Consider the following 16,412-nt stretch of genomic DNA (forward strand, 5'->3'; position numbering starts at 1 on the left):
AATAAATTTTAAATGATGTAAAAATGGATTAGATGAAAAATATACGGTGTATTTTGATGTTTATTTGGTATAATATATTGGGAGGTACTTTCGCAAGAAAATATATTTAAGAAAAATTGGTCATAAAAATGCCCCGGGTATAAACCTTCGGGGCATATTAAAACATATAGTATTATATCTTATAGGATAAGCATTGCATCACCGTAAGAATAGAATTTATAACCTTCTTTAACGGCTTCTTTGTAGGCTTCCATCATGAAATCGTAACCTGCAAAAGCTGCAATCATCATCATTAATGTCGATTTAGGAGTATGGAAGTTTGTAACCATACAGTCTGCGATACTAAATTCGTATGGAGGGAAAATAAATTTATTTGTCCATCCTTCATTTTCATTAAGTGAACCACTTGCCGAAACAGAACTTTCAACTGCACGCATTACGGTAGTACCAACAGCACAAATACGTTTTTTGTTATTTTTTGCATTATTGATTACTTCTGCAGTATCTTTCTCGATTTTCACTTTCTCAGAATCCATTTTGTGCTTCGAAAGATCTTCTACTTCCACAGGATTGAATGTTCCTAATCCTACATGCAGTGTTAATTCAGCAAAATCCACTCCTTTAATTTCAAGGCGTTTCATCAGGTGTTTTGAAAAGTGTAATCCGGCTGTTGGAGCAGCAACGGCACCTTCTTCTTTTGCAAAAATGGTCTGATATCTTTCTTTGTCAGATTCTTCTAAATCTCTTTTGATATATTTAGGTAGAGGTGTTTGTCCAAGTTCGTTAAGTTTTTCTCTAAATTCCTCGTACGAACCGTCATATAGGAATCTCAAAGTTCTACCTCTCGAAGTTGTGTTGTCTATTACTTCAGCAACCAAACTTTCATCTTCTCCAAAATAAAGTTTATTTCCAATACGAATTTTACGGGCAGGATCAACCAAAACATCCCAAAGACGCTGTTCTTCGTTAAGCTCTCTTAATAAGAAAACCTCAATACGAGCTCCTGTTTTTTCTTTGTTACCAAACATTCTGGCAGGAAATACCTTCGTATTGTTTAAAACCATCACATCTCCATCATCAAAATATTCAATTAGATCTTTGAATAATCGATGTTCTATTTTTTTAGTATCGCGGTGCAATACCATCAATCTCGCTTCATCTCTGTGTTCTGACGGGTATTCTGCCAATAACTCTGCCGGTAATTCAAAATTGAAATTAGAAAGCTTCATATATTTCTATTTTATTAAAAATCTTTAAAAATGCTGAAAAAAAACAGCCGACAAATATACAATCTCAAACTAGGGGTTGTCAAGTTTTAATTGTAATATTTTGAGAATTACTTCCTTTCAGTTTTTATTCCGAGCTTATTAAGGTGATCCCAGAAATCAGGATAAGACTTTTCTACAACGTCAGGATTTTCAATAAATACTTCCGATTTCATTGCTAATGGGGCAAAGGCCATTGCCATTCTGTGATCATCGTATGTGTCTATTCTTACTCCTGATACTATTTTTTCGCTTGCACTCAAACTAAGACTACTATCAGTAATTACTACAGAAGCACCTAATTTTTCCAATTCAGTTTTCAAAGCAAAAAGTCTGTCCGTTTCTTTTATCCTTAAAGTTTCCAGACCGGTAAGTTTGCATGCAATACCCAGGTTGAAACAGGAAACAGCTATTGTTTGGGCAATATCCGGTTGTTGATTTAGATCAAACTCAATTAAGTCCGGTTTTTCGAAAATCGGAGCTTTTTGTAATCTTATTTTATCCTGAAGATAAATAGTCTCCACTCCTAAACTTCTGTAATAATCAGCTAAAGCACTATCTCCCTGAAAACTTTCTCTGCGATATGTCCCCAATAAAATACTGGCATCTTCTGCACTTGCTATAAGACTGTAATGATATGATGCTGAACTCCAGTCTGACTCAACAGCAATAGGCTGATCAGAATATATTTTTCCGTTATTAATCGAAATAATCTTCTTGTCCATGCTGGCATATATCCCAACTTTTTGTAAAAGCTGAATGCTCATGTTAATATATGGGAGAGAAACAACTTTTCCTTTTAGGGCTATTTTTAACCCTTTTTCCATTGTTGGAGCTATAAGCATTAAAGCCGTGATAAACTGCGAGCTAATCCCCGAGTTTAGGGTGATTTTTCCTCCCTGAAGCTTTTTCCCCTTAATTTTTAAGGGAGGGTATCCTTTGTCTTCTGTATATTCAATATCTGCACCAATACTTTTTAAGGCTTCAACAAGTTCACCTATAGGGCGTTGCTTCATCCTTTCTGATCCGGTAAGAATAACTTCCCGTCCTTCCTGTACCGATAGATATGCTGTTAGGAAGCGCATGGCTGTGCCTGCCATGCCTATATTTATTTCATCTCCGTTGTTGCTTAGTGCCGCAAGCATTAAAGATGTGTCTTTAGAATTTGAAAGATTTTCTATCTTGAATTTATCTTCAGAAAGTGCCTGTAAGATCAACAATCTGTTAGATTCACTTTTAGAGCCTCCAACCTGAATTTCTCCTTTCAGACTTTTATTTTTTCCTTCTAACTTTATCATATATAAAAAAATATAGGTCGGCAAATATAAGCCAAAACTAATGTTTAGATAATAATATTAATTGTTTTTTATGCAGTTGATAATTAAGTCTAAGCTTTCATTACCTGCATGGTCGCCGACAAAACTTATAACTTCAATATTCTTTGATGCTGCAAACTTTTTAGTGTATTCAGGATTTAGTAGATCGTCGTTTTCGCCTAAGAATATTTTGATATTATTATTATCGTAATCCTGATTCAGAATTATCTCAGATAGCGGTTTCAAACTGGGTCCAACGGGGTGATTCTGATCGAAAAAATGCTCTTTCGAAATCAAAGGATTTATCAGGTACATTGCTAAATTGTATTTAGCTGATAGTAATAGGGCAGTCATACCTCCTGTTGATGAGCCAATTACTTCTACTTTGTGTCCTTTCTCTGTGGCATAATCGATTGAATCAATAATTTTTTGTCGAATATCTTTAGGGTTTTCATTGTCGTAATCCGGTGTAAATGACACAAAATCGCACTCCAGTTTGTTAGAAAAATATGAGGATTTATGGCCGCCTGACTGGTAGCCACCAATATAAATTATAGTTTTATTCATTTTAATTATGTGATTATGATAAATTGGAGGGGTTTATAATGCAAAAGTCAGTCCAGCTTTATCTGAGCTTTTCGTTACCGTGGTGACGGTCGTGATCTCTCTCGGTTTTAATGTCCAGCTTTTTGTCGAAAGCTTCCTGAAGGTTAACTCCTGTTTGATTGGCTAAACACAAAACAACAAAAACTACATCTGCAAGCTCCTCACCCAGATCCTTGTTTTTGTCAGATTCTTTTTCCGATTGTTCTCCATATCTTCTAGCTATTATGCGTGCTACTTCACCAACTTCTTCTGTGAGTTGAGCCATGTTTGTAAGCTCGTTGAAATAACGTACCCCATGTTCTTTTATCCACTTGTCAACAGCTAATTGAGAATCTTTTATGTTCATCTTTTTCATTATTTATGAGGTGCAAATTTACTCTAATTCGGGAGTCTGGCAACAGATAATAAGTTAAGAGTTAAAAAATATATACGCTTTGATAAGAGTAATTTAAGTATTACTCATTTTGTTGTAAAATACAGAGATGATTTTTTTTTGAAGAATAATATTGTTGAAAAAAAGTTGCATTATAAAATAATTTAATACAACTTTGTATTTCAAAGTACTTTAAATATGGAATCAGAAAAATATATAGAAGATTTAGCTGAGATAAGGAATTTAATGAATAAATCATCAAAATTTTTATCCTTAAGCGGTATATCCGGTGTATTAGCAGGTATATATGCGTTAATTGCTACATATGTAATAAATAAATTTGTTCCTGAATTATTGTCATGGAATTATGTTCACATTGAACTTCTTAAAAATTCGGATGTATTGGTTTTGATTTCGGTTGGTCTGGTAACTTTAGTACTTGCTATTACAACGGGTGTAGCAATTACCTTTTTTCAGGTTAGAAAGGAAAATGAAACTCTATGGAATACCGGTTCAAAATTGTTGTTTACAAATTTAATGATACCTCTTGCAGCGGGGGGAATATTTTCTTTGATTCTGATATTTAAAGGGATGATTGGATTGATAGCTCCGGTTACTCTAATATTTTATGGGCTGGCGCTGGTAAATGGGAGTAAGTACACACATGAACATATAAAATATCTTGGATTTGCGGAAATATTATTGGGTTTACTTGCTACTTATTTTGTTGGGAACGGATTGTTTTTTTGGGCTGTAGGTTTTGGTGTATTACACATAGTTTATGGGATATATATGTATGTAATACCAATTACACATCAAAATGACATATAAAACCTTTGTCTTTTCAATTTTATCTTCTGTAAAAAATAGTTCCGTCTAGGCTTAGCCTAGATGCAACGATTTTTGTAAATCGTTAAAATCAAAAATACTTTGATTTTAACATGTCATTCTGAAACGTAATTGGTATAATTAGAGAGAAGTGAAAGATATATTAAAAAATATAAATAAGGTTTTCGAAAACAAAATTAGAATGGGGATCATGTCCGTTCTAAGTGTAAACGAATCTGTTGATTTTAACAGAATGAAGGAGGTTTTGGCAGTGACTGATGGAAATCTGGCTTCTAATATAAAGTCGTTGGAGAAGAACGGATATATTGATGTAAGTAAGGAATTTGTTGGTAAGAAGCCTCACACAACTTATAGAATAACGAAATTAGGTAAAAGTGCTTTTATTAAGCACATTGATGCTGTGGAAAGATTTATAAAAGCGCAGAAATAATTTTTTTAACTAAAAACTTTGAAGTTCAAAGTACTTTTAAAAACTAGATAATATGGAAAATGAAAAAAATGAAATCTCAATTTTTGAAAGATTGAGTAACTGGTCCAGAAGCTCAGTAACCCTTAAGTTAGCTTCTATAACCTTTTTAACATTGATGTTGTTGATTCCACAAAGTATGGTGGAGGATTTGATTCAGGAGAGACAAGAGGCTAAGGCTTTTGCAACAAATGAAGTTAACAATATCTGGGCAAATAGTCAGGTAGTTTCCGGGCCAATAATTACCGTACCTTTTATTGTTGAAATAATAACTGAAGGGAAGATTTCGAGAGTGAAAAAGTTTGCTAACTTTCTTCCGGATGACCTATCTGTAAATGGCAATATTTCCCCGGAAAGTTTGAAGCGTGGGATTTATAAGATTGTTGTATATAAGTCTAAACTTGATATAAAAGCAAATTTTGAAAAGTTGAAAAACTTCCCGAATGCAAAAGAAGTATTGTGGAATGAAGCATATCTTACATTCGGAATAAGTGACTTACGGGGAATAAGGGAAAATTTGAATTTAAAAATAAATGGGAAGGTGGCTGAAATTGAAGCCGGCACAAAAAATAATTCATCAATTAAATCAGGAGTAACAGTTTTATTAAATGATATTAATGAGGAAACAACAAATATTCCATTTTCAATAAGCCTGGACTTGCAGGGGTCTAATTATTTAAAATTTATCCCAATGGGAAAAACTACTTCTGTAAAGCTTAGTTCATCATGGGATTCACCGAGCTTTATAGGTAATTTTTCTCCAAAAGAAAGGGTAGTGAATGAAGAAGGGTTTTCGGCTTACTGGAAAGTATTGGACCTCAATAGAAACTTCCCTCAATCGTGGATTAATAATCAATATTCTCCATCAGAAGATTCAAGTTTCGGGGTGAATTTATTACTTTCTGTAGATGATTACCAAAGATCCATGAGATCGGTAAAATACTCCCTGATGACAATAGTTTTGGTATTTTTGGTGTTCTTTCTAACTGAAATAATCAATAAGAAAAAGATTCATGCTTTTCAGTATACACTGGTAGGTTTGGCAATTATTCTTTTTTACACTCTGCTTGTGTCAATATCCGAGCATACTAATTTTAATGTATCTTATTTACTTTCTTCCATTATTGTTACCACGATGATTGGATTATATTCTATAAGTATTTTTAATAATATGAAACTGTCTATAATACTAGTATTGACTATTGTTGGAATATTTACGTTTATTTTTGTAACTCTTCAATTGGAAGAATTTGCTTTATTGATCGGAACCGTTGGCCTTACTGCTATTCTTGGTATTACTATGTATTCAACCAAAAATATTAAGTGGAATAAAGATTAATTGGTATAATATGTTTTTAGGGTGCGGAGCGCCGAAATATAGTTGGCCCGGACTATTCGCAAATAATTATTTTTGGAGCTCATGATTATACCAGTTGTGATTTAAATTTACTGGAAAGAAAATTGGGTTTATTTTGTTCATAGTAATAAAGAAAATTCAAGCATAGCCATAGCTACGGTTTAATTTTATTTTGAAGCTATGGGCAAAATAAAGCGATTTAATCCAGTAATTTTAATTTATAACTGGTATTACTTCGTAATTGTAGCGGCAGCCTTTGTTTGGGATAGCTTGTGAGAAATATATTTTGGCGGCTGAGCTCTAGCGAAGACTCCAAAATGTAATTTTCGAACTGCTATTCCGGGCAAAGCTATAGCGGAGAGCCTGTCTGCCAATCCAGGCAGGCCGGAAATAGCGCCAAAAAATGACACGGGAAACTTCAGGTATTAATATTTACGGGTTATTCTTTATTTTTAGTATCGATACAAATTGTAACCGGTCCGTCGTTGATAAGAGCAACTTTCATATCGGCACCAAATTCACCTGTGCCTATTTTCTTATTCATATCTTCTTCAAAGCGGGAAACGAATTTATTGTACATCGGAATTGCGAAATCCGGTTTTGATGCTTTTATATAAGTAGGTCTGTTTCCTTTTTTTGTTCCGGCATGAAGAGTAAACTGACTTACAACAATGGCTTCACCATCAATATCGATAACGGACTTATTCATGACCCCGTTTTCATCATTGAAAATTCTGAGTCTTGAGATTTTTGCCGAGATCCAGGCAATATCTTCATCGGTATCTGCATCTTCAATGCCTAAAAGGACTAATATCCCCTTTTTTATTTTACTTTTTATTTCTCCGTCTATTGTAACTGAAGCTTCAGATACTCTTTGTATAAGTGCGCGCATTATTTAAGTTCAAAGTTGATATTTCATAGAGTATGTTTTTTATAATTGATGATTTTTCATGAATCATTAACTAATTACTATGAACTAATTATGCATAATCGTCTGTTCTGTAGCCTTCCTCATCATCTTCTAAAAAGCTCAGGTAGCTAAGATATCTTGAGGCAGCAATTTCTTCATTCTCAACAGCATCTTTTACCGCACATTTTGGCTCATTTGTATGCAGGCAATTATTGAATTTACATTTGTCTTTAAGTGCAAAAATTTCAGGGAAATAATCTCCAACTTCAGCAGGATCCATGTCTACCAGACCAAAGCCTTTTATACCCGGAGTATCTATTATGAAACCTCCAAAATCCAGTTCGAACATCTCAGCATATGTTGTAGTATGTTGACCTTTGTTGTGTGAGTGTGAAACTTCAGAAGTTTTTAAATTCAAGTTAGGGTCAATCGCATTAATTAAAGTGGATTTTCCAACACCGGAATGTCCGGAAAACATCGAAACGTGATTTTTCATTTTTTCTACAACCAAGTCGATGTTTTTTCCGGTTTTGGCCGAAATTTCTATGCACTCATAACCTATATCAGTGTAGATATCGTTGAGCATCATCATCTCTGCACGTTCTTCCAGTTCGTAGATGTCAATTTTATTGAAAAGTATGACAGTTGGAATATTATATGCTTCGGCAGTAACAAGAAACCTGTCTATGAAGCCAGTTGACGTATGCGGTTTGGCCATAGTGACAACCAAAAAAGCCATATCAATATTAGAGCCAATTATATGAGTTTGTTTCGAAAGATTTACGGACTTTCTTACTATATAATTCTTTCTGTCTAAAATTTCATTAATTACTCCGGTTTCCTTGTTTGACTCTAAATCGAACATGACCCAATCGCCTACAGCTAAAGGGTTGGTGCTTTTTATTCCCTTTATTCTGAATTTTCCTTTAATGCGACATTCGTAATATGTGCCCTCATCGGTGCGAACTGAATACCAACTGCCTGTTGACTTAGTTACTAATCCCTTCATATTTATTTATTATGCCGCAAATATAGTTCATTGTCATAGTTCACAGTTAATAGTTAATAGTTTTTTTAGCTAAATAGGTGTTAAGTAAGTTTTAGTTTTTTTTTGATACTGTGTTGTTAAAGAAGGTTTTGAAAAAAAACATTTATGAAATTTCTTATAGAAAAAAACGCCATTCAAAAAATGAATGGCGTTAAAAACAGTTAATAAACGGGTTTAAGTAATTAGGTTTGGAATTTTATATAATTCCGTTGCCCCTTTTATTATTTCTAACCACTATACAATAATAAATTCAACTGTTTTTATTTCATTAACTTATCCTGCTTGTTGATAGATTCCTGGTGAATAGCTTCGAATACTCTTTTCATAAACTCTTCACTTAAACCTTTTTCAACTCCCATATCGTGTCTGTCGTGTACAATATCATCCCAACGATTAGCCTGTAGTACAGCAACGTTTGACTCTTTTTTTAATAGACCAATTTCTTTGGCAACGTCCATTCGTTGTGCCAGCATAGCGATTAAGCGGTGGTCTAATTCGTCTATTTGCTTTCTCAGAGCACTTAGCTTATTGATTGTAGTAGCATTTTCTGCTTCGTGCTTTCTAAGGTGAAGTTGCTCAGTGATCTCAATAGCTCTCTCCGGTATAACTTGTTGAGAAGCATCACTCCATGCCTCATCAGGGTTTTCGTGAGATTCTATCATTAAACCATCAAATTCAAGGTTCAATGCTGTTTGAGAAATGTCAAAAATCAAATCGCGTTTTCCACCGATGTGTGATGGATCACAAATCATAGGAACTTCCGGTAATCTTCTCTTAAATTCGATCGGAATTTGCCATTTCGGTACATTTCTGTACTGAATTTTTTCATAAGTAGAGAACCCACGGTGAATAGCTCCCAGTTTTTTAACCCCTACTGCACTAAATCTTTCTAAAGCACCAATCCATAAATCTAAGTCAGGGTTAATTGGGTTTTTTACAAGTACAGGTTTGTCTAATCCGCCATATTTTTTCAGCGCATCAGCTATTTCCTGAACAGCGAATGGATTAACAGTTGTACGTGCACCTACCCATAGTACATCAATATCGTATTGCAAGGCAAGACGAACATGTTCATCAGTAGCAACTTCGGTTCCCACTTTTAAACCGTAAGTATCTCTCACTTTGTTTAACCATTTAAGACCAGGCTCACCAACACCTTCAAAAGTTCCCGGTTTTGTACGTGGCTTCCATACACCTGCTCTGAATACATGTACATTTTTGTGAACTAAATCTTTTGCAGTTGCCATCATTTGCTCTTCAGTCTCTGCACTACAAGGTCCAACTATTCCTAATGGGATATTATTGTTTTTAATCCCCCAGTCTTCTAATTTTACTATTTCCATTTCGTATTTATTATTTCGTTAATATTTTATTTCTATTGTTTGTTATTTAATTCTATTTATAAATTGTGTTTACAATACCTTTTTTACCTCGTTAGCTTGTTTTATCAGTGTTTTTACTACATCTGTGTTGCCGCTCTTAATTGCGTGTTTAAATAATATCATGTTTTCGATATAATCGTCCATAACCTCAAGAACATTATCTTTATTTTGAGAAAAAATAGCTTCCCAGGTGTGTTGGTTACTTTTAGCCAGACGTACTGTAGACCTGAAACCTCCACTTGCAAGAGTTGTAATGTTTTCAATATTTTTTTCCTTGTTCAGCACTGTCAGGGCGAGTGCGAATGAAGAAATATGAGAGATGTGCGATACATATGCAGCACTGACATCGTGTTGATCACCGGTCATATACTTTATATCGGCTCCTATTTTTTTATAAATGTTTTCAACCTGTTTTACTCTGTATGAATCTGAGCTTTCTGCATCGCAAATTATTACGGCCTTATCTTTGAATAAGCCTTCAACTGCCGCTTCAGGTCCGGAAAATTCTGTTCCTGCCATAGGGTGAGTAGCAACAAATTGATTTCTTCTGGGGTGATTTTTTACTTTTTCAAGAATAGCTCTTTTCGTAGAGCCCACATCGATCAAAGTTTGATTATGAATCTTGTCTAATAGCTCAACCGCTATATCGTCTGCAGTATTTACCGGAACAGCAAGAATAATGAAATCTGATTTACTTATTGCTTTGTCTAAGTTGAGTATCTCGTCAACTAATCCAAGTTTCAAAGCTTTGGCAGAGTGTTTATCATTATTGTCAACTCCAATGATATGTTTAAATACGGATTCTTTCCTCAGCGATTTTGCCAATGATCCTCCAATTAAACCTAATCCTATGATTGCTACTTTATCCATTTTAGCTTAAGCTGATTATATGATTGAATTAATTTCAATTTTAGAAACTCTTTCTATAGCTTCTTCTATCCTTCCTATTGGTGTGCAGAGCGAAATTCTTAAGTAATTATTCCCCTTAGAACCGAAAATCATGCCCGGAGTTATAAAAACATTAGCTTTTTTAAGTACAATGTCCGATAGCCCTTCAGCAGATGTTCCTTCCGGAACTTTTGCCCAAACAAACATTCCAACTTCGTTTTGTCGGTATTCGCAATTCAGGCTGTCGAAAAGTTTATGAGCAGCTTTTTTTCTGATGGCGTAAGTTTTGTTTATTTCCTTATACCATTCCCTGTCCAGTTTAAGGGCTTCAACCGCGCCTAGCTGTACAGGTAAGAACATGCCACTGTCCATATTACTTTTAACTCTCAGTATATTGTTTATGTAATATTCGTTTCCTGCTACCATACCGACTCTCCATCCTGCCATGTTTGATGCCTTGCTTAATGAGTTGAGTTCTATTGCTACTTCTTTGGCACCTTCAATACTTAAGATAGATATCTGATTTTCGTTGAGGACAAAACTATAAGGGTTGTCATTAACAATTAATATGTTGTGACGTTTTCCAAAATCAACAAGTTTTTCGAATAACCCGACACTGCCATCAGCTCCGGTAGGCATGTTTGGATAGTTCACCCACATAATCTTAACTCCCGACAAGTCCAGTGATTCTAAATAATCGAAATCCGGGTGCCAGTTATTGTTTTCATTTAAAGGATAGTTAATGATATTAGCCTGTACCAAATCGCTAACCGATTTATATGTGGGATATCCGGGATTAGGAACTAAAACGCCGTCTCCCGGGTTTACGAAGGCCATGGAAATATGCATGATTCCTTCTTTTGACCCCATCAATGGTAATACTTCGGTGTTTGGGTTTAATTTTACATCGAAATATTTTTGATACCAGTCCGACATTGCATTGCGCAATTCATCAGTTCCTTTGTAGCTTTGATAGCCATGACTTGTAGGAGCGAGTAAAGATTCTTTACTTGCCTGTAATACTTTTGGGTGCGGAGCCATATCAGGACTTCCTATTCCGAGATTGATTACATCTTTTCCTGCGTCATTCATACTTTTAATTTCGGCAAGTTTCACCGAAAAATAGTACTCTTTTACATCGCCAAGTCTGTCTGCAGTTGATATCATTATTAATTTTATTACTTATTGAGACAATGCGCGCATTGTCTTTACTTATTATTTGTTTCGGTTCCTGAGCCTGCCGAAGGGCTTGTTACTTGTATATTCTCCAGTTTCCATTCTTTGTAAACTCCCAGTAATTCTACATCTTCGGTTTGGTGTTTTAAAACTTCCAGTACCGAATTAAATGTAGCATAGGTTGGGAATACTAAATCAGCATAAAAAGAATATTGCCATGGTCTGTCCATAATTGGAACCGACTGTATTTTTGTAAGGTTGATTCCATGTATCGATAGTATTGAAAGAACCTTCGACAGACTTCCTGTTTCATGCCCTACAACCATTTTTAATGAAGCTTTGTTTACATCTGAATCTCTTAACTTTGCTTTAGGATCTTTACCTATTATGAAAAATCGTGTATAGTTGTTTTTAATAGTTTGGATATTCTTTTCCAGAGATGTTAATTCATATATATCTCCGGCAATTTCTCCGGCAATGGCTCCAATGCCTTTTAATTTATTTTCAGCAACATTTTTTGCAGAATCGGCAGTGTCGGTTGTTTCTACAAGTTTAATGTGCGGGTATTGTTCAAAATACTGTTCACATTGTAAAATTGCCATTGGATGAGAGTGAACCTCCTTTAAGTCTTCTATTTTCTGACCTTCCAGCACTAAAAGGCTGTGTTCAATCGGAATGTAAATTTCACCAATAATACATTGTCCTTTTCTGCCTAAGAGTTTATAATTTTGAAGTAGAGAGCCCGCAATTGAGTTTTCGATAGCCATAACTCCAAACTCGGCAACACCTACTTCTATAAAGTTGGGAATTTCCTTGAAGTTATTACACTCGATCAAATCAACCTCCTCACCAAAAAACATTTTGGCAGCCTGATGGTGGTACGATCCTTTGATCCCCTGAATTGCTATTTTTTTTCTCATCGCTAATTTTATTCAAAAAAAAATCCCGCTATTTCTTAGCGGGATTTACATGATTATATTTTTTAACTTACACATATAGATTCCCGCTCTTTTTTCCAATGAAAAAAAAGTAAAAGAAAAAATTAAAATATGTGTTAGTGAATAAGTGCATCTCTTGTTATTTGATGGCAAATGTAAAAATATTTTTTAGACATCAAATATAAATTGAAATAATTTTTTAAATTTATTGTTACAGATTAATATGAAAAGTCACTTTTATCTTATAGACTAAATATATTATGCGACGAACACTAATATTAATAGTATTGATTACATTGCCTCTAATTTCATTTTCCCAAAAGGGAATCGGAATAAGGGGGATTTTCGGATATTCAGGTGGAACTTTTGGCGGAGCGGCTATTTCATATCAGGATATTGGCAGATTCGAGATTAATGGTGCCTGGAATAGTCAGGGGATGGGGCTCGCAGGATTGAAACTTTTCGAACTGGTTGATGCCAATGCAGTAACTGTTTATAGTGGAATAGGTGGGGGGATCGGTACCCCCGACGAATTCAAAAGTTATCAGGTAGCCCTGATAGGAACTCTGGGGATGAGTGTATTGTTAGGGCCTATTCAGTTTTCATTGGATTGGCGGCCTGAGTACGAAATAATACATCCCGACAGCGCGCCTTGGAGGTTCAATTTTGGATTTGCAATTAGGTTTATGTTTCCCGATAAGGGTGATTAAACTTCGGCCAATCCTTTTCGTATATTTTTTATAATAATATTTGGTGTTATGGAGATAAGAAAAGGAATGTAGAAAAATAGAAATTGAGAAAGATTGATACCTTTGTATAGTGTAGAGAATTATACTTGACATATGAAACTAGCATGACAAAATTTTAACAATTTTGACCCAGAGGGGAATGATAAAATTTTGTATTGCGAACACCATCCCTGCCTGCAAGACCCAGTCAGGCAGGTGACCAAAACAAAAAAATTATTAACAGATGATACCAAGAGGTAAAATAAAGGATAAGAGAAAAGCAATATTAGAATCTTCACTCGAACTAATTGCGCTACAGGGGTTCCATGGTACATCGATGAAACAGATTGCCGATAATGCCCAGGTTGCAGCGGGTACAATTTATGTTTATTTTGAGAAAAAAGATGTTCTTATTCACGAACTGTTTATAGAAATTCGAAGAGAATTGAATGATATTATTGTAGGTGGCTTTGATAAAAAAAAGGATTTTAAAGCTAATTTCATGGTTTTTTGGAACGACGTATTGAACTACTATTTACAATATCCTCTTAAATATAATTTTCTGGAGCAGTTTTCTAATTCACCATTCATAAACGATATTATTTCAGAAGAAGGGTCTCAGGCACTTGCTCCCGTATATGGCCTTTTTGCAGATGCACAAAAGAAAGGTATATTAAAGAAATTACCCGTTTCGGCATTGATTGCTTTAACGCACGGACCGATAGTTTCATTGGTAAAAATGAATAATTTCAAAGAGATTGAAATTGAAGAACAAATAGATAAATTGCAGTTTGCTGAAGCTTCTTGGCAAAGTATTTCTATAAAATAAAATATTATTCAAAATGCAAAATATTAAAACTATTGCTTTTGATGCTGATGATACTCTCTGGGTAAATGAACCTCTTTTTAGAATAAATGAGGAGAAGTTTGAAGATTTGCTCAAAGAGTACGTTTCCTGTGAAAAAATCACAGCCAAACTTTATGATGCTGAAATTAGAAATCTGAAACATTTTGGATATGGGATAAAGGGTTTTGTTCTTTCTATGATTGAAACAGCAATTGAACTTACAAATGGAGAGATAAAAGGTTGTGATTTAAAGAAAATAATTGAATGGGGAAAAGAGCAAATCGACTTCCCTGTAAATTTGCTGGATGGAGTAGAAGAAGTGGTGAAATCATTAAAGGGGAAATATCGCCTGATGATAATTACTAAAGGAGATTTGTTTGATCAGGAGAGTAAAATTGCAAGGTCAGGATTAGTTGACTGTTTCGATATAATTGAAATAGTTTCGGAAAAAGATGAGGCTGTTTATTCTTCAATTATGAAGAAGCACAACCTGAAAGCTGAAGAACTAATCATGATTGGTAATTCTTTAAAATCAGATATTCTGCCAATGGTTAATATTGGAGCCTATGCAGTTCATATTCCTTTTCATACTACATGGATACATGAACAGGTGGGCGATGTTGATTTGGAAAGTAAGCATTATACAGAGTTAGGAGATATTAGAGAAGTGTTTGAATTGCTGAAATAGCAATATATGGAGGAAGAAAATAAACATTATTCACTGTTAGAGGTTTTGCAAAGTGTTCAACGAATGTTTGAACGCTATTGGAGTAAGCCTCTTTGGGTGAAAGTGGAGCTTGCAAAAATTAATTATTATCCTCATAGTGGTCATGCATATCCATTGCTGGTCGAGAAAAAAGAAGGAAAGACCGTTGCAGAAACCAGATCTACAGTCTGGGTGTCTACATTTAAAAGAATTAAAACAAAATTTGAAGCAGTTACCAAAAAAGAGTTTAGTGATGGAATAGAATTGCTTTTATTGGTAGAAGTTAAATTTACTGCAAGTCATGGTCTGGCATTGAATATTATAGATGTTGACCCAAACTATACCCTTGGAACAATGGAGCGGGAGAGGTTGGAGACTCTCAAAAAGCTAAAGGAAATAGGTCTGTTTGATAAAAATAGACAGGTAGAACTTCCAATATTGCCCAAGCGGGTAGCAGTAATATCGGTAGAAACTTCAAAAGGCTTTCATGATTTTGTCGATACTATAAATACCAATAAAAAGGGTTATACAATAGAATATGAGTTGTTCCCGGCACTGTTGCAGGGCGATAAGGCTGTTGAGTCTATCAGAAGACAATTAGATGAAGTTCGGTCGCGAAGAAATGAATTTGATGTTTTGGTAATTATTCGTGGAGGTGGTGGCGAAGTAGGTCTGAATTGTTATGATGATTTTAGTTTGGCGAGCGCAGTAGCGCAATTCCCGCTACCGATAATTACAGGTATAGGTCATGCTACTAATTTAACAGTAGTTGAGATGGTTTCGCATGTAAATATGATTACTCCCACAGCTCTGGCAAATTTTATTCTGAGTAAATTTGAGGACTTTGAAAATAGGATTGAAAAAGCGGAAGACCGGCTGATTCAATTTTCCGATAAAATTATTAGGGATAAGATAAATATACTTCAAAGTATGGTTAATGTATTTGAAACCGATGTGAAGTTACTGCTGCAGAAAGAATATTATGCTATAGATAAATTAGAAACGTCTTTAAAATATCAGGGGAAAGAATTAATTCACAGGAGCGAAAAAGGCTTGAATGATACTTTGTCAAGTTTACGTTTTATTCCCGGTGAAATAGTCGGTAAACAAACATTGTTGATTGAAGGTTTGGAAGGCAGGTTGAGAAAATCACTGGTTAATAATCTTAGTAATACAGAGCGTGAATTGACTTTGTTGGAGAGTAAGACAAGATTATTGGATCCTGCCAATGTTTTAAGTAGAGGTTATTCTATTAGCCGATTCAACGGTAAGGTTGAGAATATCTCGAAATTAAAAGTTGGGGATATTATGGAAACAGAAACATTTGAATTTACATATAAAAGTAAAATAGAGAGTTTAAATAAAAAGTAGCGATATTATGGCTAAAAAAGATGTTAAATATGAAGATGCTATTTCGGAACTGGAAGAGATAGTTGATAAAATTGAGAATTCAGATATTTCTGTTGATGAATTGTCGGATAAAGTAAAAAGAGCTTCGGAACTGATAAAAGTTTGTAAAAGTATTCTTCATAAGACAGATGCAGAAGTGCAGAAGAT

At 34.6% G+C, this 16,412-nt stretch carries 18 protein-coding genes; 8 read left to right on the forward strand and 10 right to left on the reverse strand.

The features are described from left to right. Positions 1-179 precede the first annotated feature (179 nt). The 4 genes from queA to ABFR62_08355 all read right to left on the reverse strand — a co-directional run bounded on the left by queA (position 180) and on the right by ABFR62_08355 (position 3,533). Positions 180-1,229, reverse strand: coding sequence for a tRNA preQ1(34) S-adenosylmethionine ribosyltransferase-isomerase QueA (queA, locus tag ABFR62_08340; protein ID MEN8138428.1), 1,050 nt, complete (start codon positions 1,227-1,229; stop codon positions 180-182). A 107-nt stretch (positions 1,230-1,336) separates the two neighbouring features. Continuing rightward, positions 1,337-2,563, reverse strand: a complete 1,227-nt coding sequence (locus tag ABFR62_08345; GenBank protein ID MEN8138429.1) for a 3-phosphoshikimate 1-carboxyvinyltransferase — start codon at positions 2,561-2,563, stop codon at positions 1,337-1,339. Positions 2,564-2,620: 57 nt separating this feature from the next. After that, positions 2,621-3,148 (reverse strand): YqiA/YcfP family alpha/beta fold hydrolase, encoded by a 528-nt coding sequence (locus tag ABFR62_08350; protein ID MEN8138430.1) that lies wholly within the window; start codon positions 3,146-3,148, stop codon positions 2,621-2,623. Between the two features lie 58 nt (positions 3,149-3,206). Continuing rightward, positions 3,207-3,533 carry a nucleotide pyrophosphohydrolase gene (locus tag ABFR62_08355; GenBank protein MEN8138431.1) on the reverse strand — a complete coding sequence of 109 codons (327 nt, stop codon included), beginning with the start codon at positions 3,531-3,533 and terminating at the stop codon, positions 3,207-3,209. A gap of 225 nt (positions 3,534-3,758) precedes the next feature. On the opposite strand from ABFR62_08355, the gene ABFR62_08360 reads away from it, so the two are divergent. The 3 genes from ABFR62_08360 (at position 3,759) to creD (ending at position 6,214) form a co-directional block, all read left to right on the forward strand. Next, positions 3,759-4,391, forward strand: a complete 633-nt coding sequence (locus ABFR62_08360; protein MEN8138432.1) for a hypothetical protein — start codon at positions 3,759-3,761, stop codon at positions 4,389-4,391. Between the two features lie 148 nt (positions 4,392-4,539). Further along, the gene (locus ABFR62_08365) at positions 4,540-4,839 is read left to right on the forward strand and encodes a transcriptional regulator (protein MEN8138433.1); all 300 of its coding nucleotides are present in this window, start codon (positions 4,540-4,542) and stop codon (positions 4,837-4,839) included. A 52-nt stretch (positions 4,840-4,891) separates the two neighbouring features. Further along, positions 4,892-6,214: a cell envelope integrity protein CreD gene (creD, locus tag ABFR62_08370; GenBank protein ID MEN8138434.1), complete on the forward strand. Its 1,323-nt coding sequence runs from the start codon at positions 4,892-4,894 to the stop codon at positions 6,212-6,214. A gap of 457 nt (positions 6,215-6,671) precedes the next feature. Here creD and dtd read toward each other — a convergent pair whose 3' ends face one another. From dtd to ABFR62_08400, 6 genes are all read right to left on the reverse strand, one after another. Beyond that, the gene (gene dtd, locus ABFR62_08375) at positions 6,672-7,124 is read right to left on the reverse strand and encodes a D-aminoacyl-tRNA deacylase (protein ID MEN8138435.1); all 453 of its coding nucleotides are present in this window, start codon (positions 7,122-7,124) and stop codon (positions 6,672-6,674) included. An 88-nt stretch (positions 7,125-7,212) separates the two neighbouring features. Continuing rightward, entirely contained in the window at positions 7,213-8,151 is a 939-nt protein-coding gene (gene rsgA, locus ABFR62_08380; protein MEN8138436.1) for a ribosome small subunit-dependent GTPase A, read from the reverse strand. Positions 8,152-8,450: 299 nt separating this feature from the next. Next, a complete protein-coding gene (locus tag ABFR62_08385; protein ID MEN8138437.1) occupies positions 8,451-9,533 on the reverse strand; it encodes a chorismate mutase in 1,083 nt (360 codons plus the stop codon). A gap of 69 nt (positions 9,534-9,602) precedes the next feature. Continuing rightward, the gene (locus ABFR62_08390; protein MEN8138438.1) at positions 9,603-10,442 is read right to left on the reverse strand and encodes a prephenate dehydrogenase; all 840 of its coding nucleotides are present in this window, start codon (positions 10,440-10,442) and stop codon (positions 9,603-9,605) included. A gap of 15 nt (positions 10,443-10,457) precedes the next feature. Then, positions 10,458-11,627 (reverse strand): aminotransferase class I/II-fold pyridoxal phosphate-dependent enzyme, encoded by a 1,170-nt coding sequence (locus ABFR62_08395; protein MEN8138439.1) that lies wholly within the window; start codon positions 11,625-11,627, stop codon positions 10,458-10,460. Positions 11,628-11,668: 41 nt separating this feature from the next. Then, positions 11,669-12,556, reverse strand: coding sequence for a prephenate dehydratase (locus ABFR62_08400; GenBank protein MEN8138440.1), 888 nt, complete (start codon positions 12,554-12,556; stop codon positions 11,669-11,671). 278 nt (positions 12,557-12,834) lie between these two features. On the opposite strand from ABFR62_08400, the gene ABFR62_08405 reads away from it, so the two are divergent. From ABFR62_08405 to xseB, 5 genes are all read left to right on the forward strand, one after another. Further along, complete coding sequence (locus ABFR62_08405; protein ID MEN8138441.1) at positions 12,835-13,284, forward strand: hypothetical protein; 450 nt, start codon at positions 12,835-12,837, stop codon at positions 13,282-13,284. A 262-nt stretch (positions 13,285-13,546) separates the two neighbouring features. Then, a complete protein-coding gene (locus tag ABFR62_08410) occupies positions 13,547-14,131 on the forward strand; it encodes a TetR/AcrR family transcriptional regulator (GenBank protein MEN8138442.1) in 585 nt (194 codons plus the stop codon). A gap of 13 nt (positions 14,132-14,144) precedes the next feature. Continuing rightward, positions 14,145-14,837 carry an HAD family hydrolase gene (locus tag ABFR62_08415; GenBank protein ID MEN8138443.1) on the forward strand — a complete coding sequence of 231 codons (693 nt, stop codon included), beginning with the start codon at positions 14,145-14,147 and terminating at the stop codon, positions 14,835-14,837. Between the two features lie 6 nt (positions 14,838-14,843). Continuing rightward, positions 14,844-16,226: an exodeoxyribonuclease VII large subunit gene (gene xseA, locus ABFR62_08420; protein ID MEN8138444.1), complete on the forward strand. Its 1,383-nt coding sequence runs from the start codon at positions 14,844-14,846 to the stop codon at positions 16,224-16,226. Positions 16,227-16,233: 7 nt separating this feature from the next. Next, the coding region (gene xseB / locus ABFR62_08425) for an exodeoxyribonuclease VII small subunit (GenBank protein ID MEN8138445.1) at positions 16,234-16,412 on the forward strand (179 nt) is incomplete at its 3' end.

The sequence above is a fragment of the Bacteroidota bacterium genome (genome assembly GCA_039714315.1).
Classification (GTDB): domain Bacteria; phylum Bacteroidota; class Bacteroidia; order Flavobacteriales; family JADGDT01; genus JADGDT01.

What these genes read in the sequence shown, in the direction of transcription:
- creD (MEN8138434.1), top strand. Translation starts at nt 4,892, where the DNA reads ATGGAAAATGAAAAAAATGAAATCTCAATTTTTGAAAGATTGAGTAAC.
- ABFR62_08415 (MEN8138443.1), top strand. Translation starts at nt 14,145, where the DNA reads ATGCAAAATATTAAAACTATTGCTTTTGATGCTGATGATACTCTCTGG.
- ABFR62_08405 (MEN8138441.1), top strand. Translation starts at nt 12,835, where the DNA reads ATGCGACGAACACTAATATTAATAGTATTGATTACATTGCCTCTAATT.
- ABFR62_08360 (MEN8138432.1), top strand. Translation starts at nt 3,759, where the DNA reads ATGGAATCAGAAAAATATATAGAAGATTTAGCTGAGATAAGGAATTTA.
- ABFR62_08355 (MEN8138431.1), bottom strand. Translation starts at nt 3,533, where the DNA reads ATGAACATAAAAGATTCTCAATTAGCTGTTGACAAGTGGATAAAAGAA.
- ABFR62_08410 (MEN8138442.1), top strand. Translation starts at nt 13,547, where the DNA reads ATGATACCAAGAGGTAAAATAAAGGATAAGAGAAAAGCAATATTAGAA.
- ABFR62_08385 (MEN8138437.1), bottom strand. Translation starts at nt 9,533, where the DNA reads ATGGAAATAGTAAAATTAGAAGACTGGGGGATTAAAAACAATAATATC.
- ABFR62_08350 (MEN8138430.1), bottom strand. Translation starts at nt 3,148, where the DNA reads ATGAATAAAACTATAATTTATATTGGTGGCTACCAGTCAGGCGGCCAT.
- dtd (MEN8138435.1), bottom strand. Translation starts at nt 7,124, where the DNA reads ATGCGCGCACTTATACAAAGAGTATCTGAAGCTTCAGTTACAATAGAC.
- ABFR62_08395 (MEN8138439.1), bottom strand. Translation starts at nt 11,627, where the DNA reads ATGATATCAACTGCAGACAGACTTGGCGATGTAAAAGAGTACTATTTT.
- ABFR62_08400 (MEN8138440.1), bottom strand. Translation starts at nt 12,556, where the DNA reads ATGAGAAAAAAAATAGCAATTCAGGGGATCAAAGGATCGTACCACCAT.
- ABFR62_08345 (MEN8138429.1), bottom strand. Translation starts at nt 2,563, where the DNA reads ATGATAAAGTTAGAAGGAAAAAATAAAAGTCTGAAAGGAGAAATTCAG.
- rsgA (MEN8138436.1), bottom strand. Translation starts at nt 8,151, where the DNA reads ATGAAGGGATTAGTAACTAAGTCAACAGGCAGTTGGTATTCAGTTCGC.
- queA (MEN8138428.1), bottom strand. Translation starts at nt 1,229, where the DNA reads ATGAAGCTTTCTAATTTCAATTTTGAATTACCGGCAGAGTTATTGGCA.
- ABFR62_08390 (MEN8138438.1), bottom strand. Translation starts at nt 10,442, where the DNA reads ATGGATAAAGTAGCAATCATAGGATTAGGTTTAATTGGAGGATCATTG.
- xseA (MEN8138444.1), top strand. Translation starts at nt 14,844, where the DNA reads ATGGAGGAAGAAAATAAACATTATTCACTGTTAGAGGTTTTGCAAAGT.